Raw genomic sequence first — 11976 nt, 5'->3', positions numbered from 1 at the left:
TGTTAACGCTATGAAAAGCTATTTACTCTCCACCATTACGCTTGCCCTGGTCGCCAACGGAGCAGCCGCGTCCTTGGAATACAGTGGCCTGCAGAATATCGCGATTCCGACGGATTTTACCGGCGTGTTTGTCGACATCGTGACTGGCGCCTCTTCGACTGCCGATGACGCGGATTTCTCAGATTCAGATGTGAACTTCTTCTTCGGCGGCAGTGGTGTTGCGAATGGGTTGGAATTTCAACCCGCCCGCACTGGAACAGGCAATCTCGACGCCATTGTGAACCTGGCGCCCGGATCGATTGTCGACGGAAGCCTTAACTTTAGCAGTGGCTTTGGCGGCTCTCAGAATGAGCATTTGGGGGTTAGTTTGGACCAATTCCAAATTGGCGAGACCGGTTATCTTGGTTTTCAGTTCGACATTGATGGCAGCATTCACTTTGGCTTCATGCGGGTGCAGTTAGGCAACGCCGATACCGGTGGCATGATTCTGGACTGGACTTATGAGAGCACTCCGAACACTGGCGTCACAGTGGTGCCGGAGCCAGGGCACTATGCGGTGATGATTGGTCTGCTGGGGCTTGGCATCGTGCTTTGGCGTCGGCGGCAGGATTAAAGCTTCTCGCTTCTAGAGATAACATGAAGTTGCCGGGTCCATCACTTGCTCAACCCGGCAACTTCATGTTATCTCTAGGTTTCTCTACGCCCGGTTCACTCGTTGGAGTGGCCGGGCGTTTTTTACTGATAACCAGTGAAGCCTTGCAACGAGTTGATCCGGAGTTAGCTGTATTGATCAGCAGATTACTCATCAGTTTTCCTGCGCACGTTATTGATCAATCCGTCGTAGATAATGAAACGCCTATTCAATTGCACTTCAGAAGGATTTTACCGTGTTCCTGATGGCACGCTTGTGAATCCATTCCTCAACCCCAAAGACAGCATGAGTGGGTTGCCCTGGAATCTGCTCGATGGTCTTAGTGTAGCCGCTGGGCAAATAGATCCAGGCGTGCTGTCTAATATCATTGTCCATCGGTTTGTGTCCCATGTGATCGTTCTTTTGTCGGGTGAACTTAAAATTTGGATCAAGGAACCTGATAGTAATGAAGACCGTACCATGCTGGAGATGAAATTGCCGGAAGCAAGCGATGGAAAAGGTTTTCCCAGTGCGGCGGCATTGATACCGCCGGGAGCTTTTTTGCAACTAGACAATCAGGATGGCTCGGCGCCTGCACGTGTGCTTTATCTGAGCAACCCGAGCTATATTTTCGAACCATCAACAGAACCGGGCATGGATCCTGTTTATGACGATGCGACGATGCTAGGCCGGGATTGGGGGCGTTTGGAAGCGCTGAATTGGAATCCGCCTGAGTTAAGCGATCCCGCCAAAAGCTTTGCTGCGAGAGAACGCGCTATTCAGCAGCTGTCTGCGCGGAATCAAAAGCATTGCTGAGTCGTGCGGCTACTACTTGCGGATGACGATGTTTTTGTAGAGCACGCTGCCTTTGGGAATTGATTCCACATGCCCATCAACAAAAGCCACTGGAGCTGATCCGTCTGCGCGATAACTGAGTGCGCCGCCGATGCCATCGTCTGAAGTGTCGGTTGGGATTGGGGCGTCTAGGTCCGCCTCGACCCCGATTGTTTTGAAAGCGCTCGGCGTGCTGAATGTGGCACTGGCGTAGGTGTTATTACTGCGTAAAGTTGCTTCGCCAGCGATGATGATATCTGATGGGTTAAGAATGTTCCAGTAAGGAATCCTTGAATCGACGTTGGAAATGTTGGGACACAGCCCTCCATGCACAGAGTAAGTCGATGGGATGACGCCATTCTCGAGATCACCTTCTCTGATTTCCTGATCTACTAGTGGTGAAACAAAGACATTGTCCACTGAACTGTTGGAATCGCTGATTTGCGCAATGTATGGAATCAATTCCACCATCCATATTCGCTCGCCTTCACCCTGTTTGTAGAAGTAGCCAGGTGGATATAGGCCATTGTTCTCTGATGTGTGCATCTGCATCGCAGTTGCGATCTGGCGCAAGTTCGATAGCGATTTCGATTCTTTTGCCGACTCCCGCACCGCTCCGATGGCCACTAATAAGATGCTGGCCAAAATCGCAATGATGCTGATGCACACGAGCAATTCTACGAGTGTAAATCCCAGGCGTTTAGAGTAGTTCTGAATCACAGCGTATAAGATTGAAGTGTTGGGCTAACCTATAAAGCTGGGCGTTGCGGCTTGCCTGTGGGTTATCGTGATGGATTGAGTTTGCTCATGTGGCCACAGCTGTGTTGGCGTACACTCCAGTTCGGGAATTGTTGTGTGTGGCGCGTCCAGAAAATCGCATAGTTTTTTCTGGAGCGTGGTGATGCGTGAAAGCAGTCCTGCATAGCGTCGCTCAATGACCTCCCAGCCGAAGCACCGGAAGTTTGTATGCCATCTGACTTCATGGAGATCTTTCATTACAATTAACTCTTGTTGTAATCGGTTAATGAGCGAATCGTTTAAGCTTTCAAGCTTATCCAAGTCTCTAGCGCGGTAGGCAGAGCGCAGGGTCAGGTGTAGCTCTGTTTTGAGGGTTAGCACAATTGCCGCATGTCGTATGATTTCAGTACATTGGTCTTGCGGCTGACTCTCTGTACTCGAAGTTAACGCTGCTGAAACCTGCCTGAAGTGTTCTACGAATTCTGGTAGTAACTGACATTCGAAGTGCCCGAGTAGGGGATCCAGCCAAAAAATCCATTTGCTGGCGTTTGCCTCAAAGTCTGAGCTTGATTGAATCGGCAAGATATCCAACTGGCTGCCGGCAATCCATTGCTCCATGGTTCCGCCTACGCTGCCCAGGAAGTTGAGCGTGTGGCGCTCCATGGTGTATTCCCCAGAGTAGGCATGATCGGCGAAGCATTGTACGGCTGGCAAGGCTGAGGACAATTCGCACTCCATGCCGTCATCACCCCACATGGTGACGAATGTCTCGTCCAGTCCTTCTTCACGTGCCGCCTGGATACCAGCTCGAATCGTGTTCATGGACTGAGGAAGCTGAGCCCAGAAACGATTCCAGGTCCAAATGCCGGCCGCGAATATTGGGCGCTTCCCCAGTGATCGGTGACGATTAATCCACTCGTTATAGAAGTCTTTGTCGGCATGGTAATAGTCCCAATAAACGAGTTGCACGTCCTCGGGGATTTTATCGGCTAGAGTAGGATCGATCGTGGAGTTGATGTCGTAGTAGCTGTTTTGAGGCGAGCTAAGGCGGAAAAACATATCACTCCAAACCATTGGCTTTAAGTTGAGGCGCCTACAGGTTTCGACTGTTTTTTGCATGTGCTCGCAAAGGATGTCGAAGGGCGGCCTTAAGCCGTTTTTTAAACGGTAGATGCCGGAGCCAACACCATGGGCTTCGTCCATGCCGATATGAATACGGTTGCTTCGAAACGGCGCCGAAGCTGATTGGATCATTTTTTCGACGAAGCGATCTGTTCCTTCCTCGCCGACTAGCAGCACGCCATTGGTGTCTTTTATGCCCTGGTATTCAGGCCATTGCAGGACTTGCTCCAGGTGCCCGAGGGTTTGAATGCAGGGTATGACTTCTAGCCCGAACTGCACAGCGAAATTATCTATTTCACGGAGTTCTGTCTGGGTATAGCCTCCGCGAAAATAGCCGAAGGTTGGCTCTCCTGGAATTTCATAAGTATCCTCAGTATAGAGCATTAGTTGATTAATGCCCATGAGCGCAAAATGGCAGATGAGCTTCTTGAGAGTGTCCATGCGAGGCACACCGTTTCTGGAAGCATCCACCATTGCTCCGATCTTGAGAAAGGTGCTTTGCTCGTAGATCCTTTGGGGAGTCAGGTTGCCTGCCATCTGACCCATTAAAATCCCCATTGCGCGAAATGCACAGGCAGGTTCTGAGTAGGTGATGCTGATGCTTTGCCCTGAATCGTGGGAAATGATAAGCAACGGCTTGTCACTTGACTGACGCTTGAACTCAATTTTCCAGCAGTTATCCCCTTCGTTAAAACTATCAGGGAAGAGTCCTTTTATCGCTTCAATGCCGTCGGCAAGTTCTGTGGGCAGCATTCCCAGGTTCAGACCTAGGGAGTGCGTAAACTCTGCCGTAGAGTCTATGGTGGTTTCCAGATTACTGTTCGTGCTTCCCACTGTAAATTGATTAGTTCGTTGCTGGTAGTTCTCTTGTCTTGGCCCATGCTTCGAGCATTGGTCCTGCGGTGCGATAGCAATGGATGAAGATTCCGCCAAATCCTGGTTGCCCCTCCATGTGTGCGCTAAGCTCCTGGATGGCTATAGCCAATTGTTCCGGGCTTTTATTGTGAAAGGTGATGTTTGGAGTCTCCTCCAGAGGAACCGTTTCGAGCGATAGATAAACTTTACCGCCGTTCTGACTCGCGTAATCAATTTCTTCCTGGCCTACCGCTGAAACCGAGTTACTGCCGGTCATATGGGTGCGGTATGACATGATGCCCATGAAGTCGGAAAGGTCCTGAATGTGTTCGTCCAGATACTTGTCCGATCCGTTAAAATTAACTTTGAGTGCGTCGCGTCCACTGTACCAGAAGGGAATGTCGTGAGCAATGGTTAGAGACGGATCACTGCTTTTAACTTTGCTGCGAATTTGATCCATTGTCTCCAGTAGTTCGCTGGCGATAGCTTGTTGATCTCCCTGTTTCCAGCGTTCGGTAACGTAGGGCTCGATGTCGTAATGCAGTCCGGCCAATTTGGCGTCGGATGGCTGGTTCTCGTTGAACTCTAGCACCGCGTCTAATCGTTGCAAGGTGTCCTCACGGTACTCCGCGAATCCCATATAACCAGCGCCATCCAGCGCTTCGACTTTAATGTTTGCAGCGTTGGCGGACTTAAGCAGACGATCCCAATGATCAGCATCGGCAAAGCTGTAGTGTCCATCTAACTCGTCGAATCTGACTTGAACGAAAATACGACTGATGCCGAATTGCTGGCAAAAGTGAATCAGTTTCTCCTGCTCTTGTGCATCCGCAACGTATTCACGCCGCCAGACCCACATGCCGATGTCGGTTCCCGGGGCTAGTTTGAGGTCGGTGCTTTTCGGCTTCGTATCTGAGTAGATTGAGCAGCTCTCAGCGTTGGCCTCGGCTGGAGCCAAGCCCGCTAAAATTGTTGTTGTAATGAGGGCGCCGCGACGGGCCCATTGAGTAAGTGCGAATGTAGACTGCATAATGGTTAGTGTGGGGGTTGAGATAACTGAGCTAATGCCTCATTTGAGTTGGCAGTAAGGTGGGTGCGGTTGTGCGGTCCGCACCCACCTTGGCATACATTAGCTGCAACGAGATAAGATTGTAAGAAAGCTGTTGCGGTTGGTTAATCAGTACTGGTCGTTGCCAGAATGGAATCGATGTAGACATCTTGCCGGACTTGAGGCTCGATTTCATTTTCGAAGCGAAGGCGGATGTTGTTTATATTGGTAAGGGTTTCGTTGAAACTGCACTTGCCGGACACACGCTCCATTTCTGAATCGAGCAATGAGAACTCAGCGCTTTTGTAATCATCGAAATCGATTTTGACTTCGTAGTTTGCCTTCGTCTGCCAAATGCTGTCATCCGGTCCGCCTTGTATTGCCAAGCGTAGAGTGGTGGAGTCGCTTGGTTCATCAAAGTCGCCCGATTCTTTTAGGATGCGAAGCCACACGATGACTGTAAGGTAGCGGCTGAGGTCTTTCACGTCTGCTGGAAATTTCGCCATACGCATATTGGCGTTGTTACCGGCATCCCAGTTTAAGTTGAACAAAACGGCATTTGAGTTCGCATAGCCCATGTCGACTTCCAGATTTGCTGGGCCAGAGGATGCTGCGCTCCCGAATGAATTCCAATTGCGTTGCAGTTGCTCGCTGTTCGCGTAGCTATCGAAATCGTCTATGATCAACCTCTCCGCAGACAGGGGAAGCACGGTTAGCAGAAAGCTAATGGCTGCGATACTGTAAGACTGAAAGGACATAGCTTAATTTTATAAAATTGAACTCAATTGACCAGAAGATTCATTGAATGAAATAATTGGCTCATCTGTATCTGCTGTCAACGTTTATTTAGATTGGAATTAGCGAATAGTTGTTACTTTTCAACCGGCACGACAATGCCTCGCATGATTATGCGCTGACAGAAAATGAAGAGAAGTAATGTCGGGATGGCGGCGATCAAAACTGAGGCGAAAATGCCGCCAGTCGATGCTTCCAATTGGAATTGGTAAAGCCAAACACTGAGTAGCCACATGTCTGGATCGGGAGCTACGAGCAGTGGATACAGGAACATGGTATAGGCACTGTTGAAAGCGCTGAGGGCGACGACCGCTAAGATCGGTTTGCTGAGCGCCAGAGTAATTTGAAAGAAGATGCGCATTTCCGAGGCGCCATCGATACTGGCGGCTTCGTATAGTTCTTTGGGCAACGAATCGAAAAAGCCTTTGAGCAGAAAGATCAGGTAGCCATTGGCGATGGTTGGGAGAACCAAGGCCGCAAAAGTATTCATCATGCTTAGCTTTTGTAGAATCAGAAAGGTTGGGATGAGCGTTACCATTGGTGGAAACGCCATTGTCGCCATCAGTAGCAACAGGATCTTGTAGGACCCAGGCAACTGGAAGCGAGACATCGCGTACGCGGTTAATGGATTAATAATCAACGCAGACAGAACCGATAGTGCGCAGAAGATGACAGTGTTTAAAAATGGCCGACCTTCGACAAAGAGTTCATCGAACACATTGACGAAGTTGCGGACTATGAATTCCCATTTGATCGAGGTGCTGTTGGCTTGCGTGAATTGCCACTCCAGTTGAGCGGACGGAGGGTAAATCTCTTCGAAGCTTTCGTAATGACTACCGAGCTGCGCATTAATTGCTGAAAGCGAATTGTATCGCTGGCGCAGCCATTTACGCCAGCGATACTCAGGGCCGGTTAATACGAGTTTGTCCGGTGAAAGCGTTTTCAGAAAGGCATTATAGTCTGTGCGTCGCGCTCCATTGAGCCAGGCGCCCTGAGGTAATTCAATGTCGTTGAAGTTTTCATATCCCGTGACCCAGGCTTCATTGAGCTTTACGATGCTGCCGTATGCGTCGTGCAGAAAATCTTGATAGCTCTGCGTTGGCACATTGTCTGTTTGCACGTAGGAAGAGTTGAGTTCCTCAATGACATATTCGAGCCAAAGTGCTTGATAGGCTTTATCCTGGTGTGCGGGAAATTTTTCCTCCAAACGGAAGTCGTGAAAGCTTTCGAGTTTTTGGCCCAATAACTTAGCAAAAGCGCTCGTGTCGTATCGCCCAAATCTCGGATAGACCATGCGGTCGAGGAAGAAGCCAGTGGGGCTGACAGCATAGAGCTCTGCTTGGGGTGCGCTCTTTTGTATTTTGAAATAGGCCTCGCCAACTGCATTATCAGGATAGTCATAGCGCTGAGATAGGGGGTCTGGTTGTGGGATTGTTATGTTGAGCCAGGTTGCTGAAACTCCGCCGGTCTCACGATTAAACGCGTCCAGATCACCCTTGAACTGTCGCTTCAAATTCCCGCGCAATTCGCGTAAATTGATGGGCACGGTTTTCAGACCATTGACTCCGCCCAGAACTAGCCATTCCGGCGGCATTGAGCCTTCTCTCAAGAAAGAGGCGTATTCGTTAGCGAGCGCCTCATTGGGGGAAGGTGAAGGTGCTTGGCGGAATTTAAGGTGATTGGATAAGTGTGATTGGTTCAGCAAGTCAATGCGTTGCGCATACTTAGTCTCCAAGAATTTCTGGTAAAGCTCAGATTGCTGATACAGATACTTGGGGATTAAATTTAAGTCACTCTCATCCATTTCACTTTTCAGCGAACCGGAAACCATCAGTGCAAAAGGGTATAAAATTGTGATGCTGCCTAGAGTGAGTGCGAGCAGTATCGCGGCGTGGGCGAGGCGACCTTTTGGAGAGCGTGAAGCCTGTTGAGAAATGATCGGCATGGTTTAATTACCTCCTTTGAATTCTGCGTTGGCCAGTAGGCGTAGTTGATAGGCAGTAAAGCCAATCAGAAGCGCGCCAAGCAGCCATGCCATAGCCGTGCCTATCCCGAATTCGAGATCCAGGAAAGTGCGGAAAAATATCTCTAATGACAGGATCGTCGTTGCTTCAGCAGGGCCGCCCCCCGTCATTACCAGGATGAATTCCTGTCCGCCTTTAAATGCTGCCACAACAGCAGCCACGAACTGTATGAGTATTAAGAATTTCAGCCGTGGCAGCACGATGTAAAAGACCTTGTGCCAGAAATTGGCGCCGTCGATTTCTGCTGCCTCGTATAGTTCTTCTGGCACCGTTTTTAATGCTGCCAAGTATATAATGCATCCGGGGCCGGATGTTGCCCACACCGTTGGGATCACGACACAGAGCATCGCGGTGCTTGGGTTTTCTAGCCAGCGCATGGGCTCGACTTGAAAGCCACGGAAAAGTGAGCCGATAACGCTCGACGCGCCAGCTAGGCCAGCCGTGGAAAGGCCATTATATATCGGCCATAAGGTTACTAGTATGAAGCCAACGCCGAATAGCCACATGCCAACCTTCATTGCTGTGCTTTGTTCCTGAAGCTTGAATGGTAAATAGATCAGGCAAAAAATCAGCAGCAACCACACGGCAAGGAAGATGAGTTTGAGCAGAGATGCGAATATTGGATCCAACGCATTTACGCTCATGATGATTGTATTGAGAATGCCAGTAGGAGAGGGGTCATACAGCTGCTTCCAGAGAAACATGACGACGATGCCGCTTAAGACTGAAGGTAGGTAGAAAATAGTCCGAAAGATATACTTTGCGGTGTTGGTTGGCGCTTCCTGAAGCAGTATCGCCAGTAGAATAGGCGGCCAAAACCCAAGGCCCAGCATGAGCGCCACAAAGTAGAACGTTCGCCCAATGCCGGCCCAAAATTTATCATCAAACAGTACGTTGGCAAAGTTATCAATGCCTACCCAGACACTTTCGAGTGCAATGCGGTAATCCATGAATGCAATGCTCAGTCCGCCACCCAAGAGCGGAAGGTATTGCCACATCAGGATTAGCGACAAGCCTGGTATTAACAGAAGGTAGCCAACTTTGATGCGTCGGCTCGCATTATTGGCGGGCAAGCTCTGATCGATCTGCGTGAAGTAGCGCCACAAATAGCGAAAGCCTATCGCAAATGACGCAATCACAATGCCGAGGACAATCAACGCGCCGATGCGCCGGATTCGCATTTGTTCTGGCGAGATGTTACCCAGCGCCTTTTCGTCCATTTCCTGTGCGGTGCTTTCCAGATATCCCAAGATTGTTTTGATGGCTTGCTCTTTGGGCATCCCTTCAAAATTGGTGTCGAGGGTTTGCGTGAATGGTAAAGACATCCAGCGATAAACGCTCTGAGTATTGCGCCCGTAGGGCTCAGGAACGCCGTCTTCCATGGAATGGTTGAACGTCTCGCGCCAACTTGGAGGCACTCTTTGCAGGATGCGCTGGTAACCGTATTTTTCGAGTAGCTCGGGGTTCACGAACATGCCATAGCGGTTCTCGACGAATGTCTCGGTGCGAATGCGTTCGGCATCTGATCCGGTAATGTACCATATGTAGCGCATAACCGCCAATTTCTGGGCTGGCGTGCTTTGCGAGAAGACGCCTAGCATTTCAGAGTTTATTTCGCTAGCTCTCACGCCGGAGGAGGCCTCGGGGACGGGCGCAATGCCTACGAGTTGGGGATTTATGCTGTCCAGGAGCTCGCTGTCTAAGTAGGAAAAAATCATGCCCACTTTACCGCGGTTCCAATCCAGTTTTCGCCCACCGGGAATCAGGCCAGCTGCGCCATTGATGGTCGTGCCGTTTTTGGTAAAAGGCTCTCGCAGTAGTTGCCAGAAAAAGTAGGCAGCTTCTGCTACTTGCGGTGATGCAAATGAAGCTTCCCAGACGCCAGGGGCGCTTTCTTTTACCGCGCGCCCTCCTTGTGAAACGATGAAGGTGTAAGCTTCGTAGCCCAATGGGTTACTGGGGTCAAACACCATGCCATATTGACGTTTTATTGGGTCGCGTAATGCGCGGGCATACTCCAGTAATTCCGTCCAATTACTGGGTGGTTTATCTGGATTGAGACCGGCCTCCTGAAAGAGGTCTTTTCGGTATAGCAAGCCAACAACCAACGTCCTGGTTGGCAGCGCCCAGATGTGAGGGCTCGTGCTGTCCGATGCGAAATTGGGACGATACACAACGGGCCATGCTGGCTTGGGCGTGCGCGCTTTGATGGCGGCAATGGCGGTTTGGATTTCCACTTCGCTGGGATCGGCAAGCCACGCATTCTGATTATCCCATTGGCGCACTTGCTCGTTGTCGCTGAGTATGCGTGCGAGTAGCACTTCCATTGGCTCAAGGAACCCCTGTTCAACATAGGTGGAAGACTGGCGGAAATTTACATAGATTCCATGTGGAGGTATGCCAGCGGCGATGGCCATGAGTGGCCCGATGTCCATCGCGCTACCAGCAATCTTGGGCATCGCGAAAGGTTCAATTTGTATGTCGGGGTGCTGGTCAAGGAAGCTCTTCAACACCTTGCGTTGGGCTTGGGCATTGACGCCCTCCGATGTCGGACCTGGCAGGTTCTGCACGCGTACGTTTACTTTTTCTGAGCTCTCTACAGTCGTGTTTCCTGAGAGAAAAAGAGGAGTGCAGAAAATACACAAACTTACCAACGCGGGTCGAAGCATAGGGGAGGATTTACTTTCGATGATTTAGAATGATATCGCTGAGGTCGTTCTCCAGCTTTTGATGCAGCACCTGCAGGGCGGCGCCCTGGGTCATACCAGAGAATCCCAGCTTTGAAAATGACGCTTCGAACGTCCGATTACTGATTGGAATCAGGGAATCGGAGAGAGCGGCAGAGAGGATTTTAAAATCGTCAGGCGACATCGTGTCTACGTCGGATGAGACGATGAGCTTGCCGATATCCAAAAGGTTTACCGCCGAGGCGAGATGACTACCCATGTTGCGGAAAAATTCCTGAGCATTAGCGCGGCTGCGCGCGCTTTCTTCTTCGGAGGGGAGGAGCACGGCGTCAAGCTCACCTGCCGCATGGTTAATGCCACGGTAGATGTTCCCATTTACGGTCAATGCCATTCCAACCGAGTATTCACTCACCGCTTTTTGTGGCGTTACGTCCTTGATGAAGAGGTAACCCGAGTTGGCCCAGTTAGAGTCCGGTTGCGCGTGCTGCTCATAGTAACTGCCGCTGATCACGTTACGGTCTATGTTTACCGGGGTCTTGAGTTTCTGGCGGATGAAGTCGCGCAGCGGATAGTTTTCCAGTTTGAGCGCGCGAGATAATATGACTTTACCCGTCTCATTATCGACTACGCCTGGGACGGCGAAGCCTACGCCGCCGATATCCTTCATGCGAAGTCCGGCTTTCTTTACGGTGTTTTTGATTTCATCGGCAATCAAGTGAATGGAGTCATCGCTCCAGGGCTTTTGAAGCCAATCCTGTGAAATGATTTCGCCGCTTCCGTTCATCAAGCATATGTCTTGAGCGGTCGTGTGTATGTTGATTCCGATTGTCGCTGTGAATTTCGGATTGATGCGCAAAATAGTTTCTCGTGGTCCAACTTTTCCGCTCTCAAGTGATTCTCCCTCGATTACCATATCTGACTTTAATAGTTCGGAGATGATATTGGAGATTGTAGAGGCTTGTAGCTGCGTTTCCAGGGTGAGCCCACGTTGGGAGTATGGCGTCTTGGAGTAAATTAGGCGGAGAATGCGTAGCCGGTTCGCAATCTGCGCCTGCTTACGATTATTCTTGGACTTGCTATCTGTGTTGTGGGTTTTGCTCATGGATGGTTTTGCTAGCGACTTGTGTAATGAATGTATTATTTAGCTAAATGTAGTAATAGACCCGCTACTGTTGCTTTGACCAAGCTAATAATCAAGCCGGTCGCATCCTGAATTTAGAGAAAAACTAAATATTGACATGA

General features: G+C 50.0%; 9 protein-coding genes. 2 read left to right on the top strand and 7 right to left on the bottom strand.

Going from position 1 to position 11976, the window contains the following annotated elements:
• Nucleotides 1-10: 10 nt before the first annotated feature.
• Both RBB63_RS16135 and RBB63_RS16130 read left to right on the top strand, forming a co-directional pair.
• Nucleotides 11-613: a PEP-CTERM sorting domain-containing protein gene (locus RBB63_RS16135; protein WP_309386002.1), complete on the top strand. Its 603-nt coding sequence runs from the start codon at nt 11-13 to the stop codon at nt 611-613.
• Nucleotides 614-847: 234 nt separating this feature from the next.
• Nucleotides 848-1447, top strand: a complete 600-nt coding sequence (locus RBB63_RS16130) for a hypothetical protein (protein ID WP_309386001.1) — start codon at nt 848-850, stop codon at nt 1445-1447.
• Between the two features lie 12 nt (nt 1448-1459).
• Here RBB63_RS16130 and RBB63_RS16125 read toward each other — a convergent pair whose 3' ends face one another.
• The 7 genes from RBB63_RS16125 to RBB63_RS16095 form a co-directional block, all read right to left on the bottom strand.
• Nucleotides 1460-2185: a prepilin-type N-terminal cleavage/methylation domain-containing protein gene (locus RBB63_RS16125; protein ID WP_309386000.1), complete on the bottom strand. Its 726-nt coding sequence runs from the start codon at nt 2183-2185 to the stop codon at nt 1460-1462.
• Between the two features lie 24 nt (nt 2186-2209).
• Nucleotides 2210-4078: a beta-N-acetylhexosaminidase gene (locus tag RBB63_RS16120; protein WP_309385999.1), complete on the bottom strand. Its 1869-nt coding sequence runs from the start codon at nt 4076-4078 to the stop codon at nt 2210-2212.
• Nucleotides 4079-4169: 91 nt separating this feature from the next.
• The gene (locus RBB63_RS16115) at nt 4170-5210 is read right to left on the bottom strand and encodes a hypothetical protein (RefSeq protein WP_309385998.1); all 1041 of its coding nucleotides are present in this window, start codon (nt 5208-5210) and stop codon (nt 4170-4172) included.
• 143 nt (nt 5211-5353) lie between these two features.
• Nucleotides 5354-5986 (bottom strand): hypothetical protein, encoded by a 633-nt coding sequence (locus tag RBB63_RS16110; protein ID WP_309385997.1) that lies wholly within the window; start codon nt 5984-5986, stop codon nt 5354-5356.
• 113 nt (nt 5987-6099) lie between these two features.
• A complete protein-coding gene (locus RBB63_RS16105) occupies nt 6100-7968 on the bottom strand; it encodes a carbohydrate ABC transporter permease (protein ID WP_309385996.1) in 1869 nt (622 codons plus the stop codon).
• A gap of 3 nt (nt 7969-7971) precedes the next feature.
• Nucleotides 7972-10617, bottom strand: a complete 2646-nt coding sequence (locus RBB63_RS16100; RefSeq protein WP_309385995.1) for an extracellular solute-binding protein — start codon at nt 10615-10617, stop codon at nt 7972-7974.
• Between the two features lie 109 nt (nt 10618-10726).
• Entirely contained in the window at nt 10727-11836 is a 1110-nt protein-coding gene (locus RBB63_RS16095; protein ID WP_309385994.1) for an ROK family protein, read from the bottom strand.
• Nucleotides 11837-11976 lie beyond the last annotated feature (140 nt).

Source organism: Cerasicoccus frondis, from assembly GCA_031296915.1.
Lineage (GTDB): Bacteria > Verrucomicrobiota > Verrucomicrobiia > Opitutales > Cerasicoccaceae > Cerasicoccus > Cerasicoccus frondis.
Note: the sequence above shows the minus strand (reverse complement) of the source record. Positions and strands in the feature narration are given on the sequence as shown.

Coding starts and splice junctions, on each gene's coding strand:
- RBB63_RS16110 (WP_309385997.1), bottom strand. CDS start 5,986: ATGTCCTTTCAGTCTTACAGTATCGCAGCCATTAGCTTTCTGCTAACC.
- RBB63_RS16105 (WP_309385996.1), bottom strand. CDS start 7,968: ATGCCGATCATTTCTCAACAGGCTTCACGCTCTCCAAAAGGTCGCCTC.
- RBB63_RS16130 (WP_309386001.1), top strand. CDS start 848: ATGAAACGCCTATTCAATTGCACTTCAGAAGGATTTTACCGTGTTCCT.
- RBB63_RS16095 (WP_309385994.1), bottom strand. CDS start 11,836: ATGAGCAAAACCCACAACACAGATAGCAAGTCCAAGAATAATCGTAAG.
- RBB63_RS16120 (WP_309385999.1), bottom strand. CDS start 4,078: ATGCTGCCCACAGAACTTGCCGACGGCATTGAAGCGATAAAAGGACTC.
- RBB63_RS16115 (WP_309385998.1), bottom strand. CDS start 5,210: ATGCAGTCTACATTCGCACTTACTCAATGGGCCCGTCGCGGCGCCCTC.
- RBB63_RS16135 (WP_309386002.1), top strand. CDS start 11: ATGAAAAGCTATTTACTCTCCACCATTACGCTTGCCCTGGTCGCCAAC.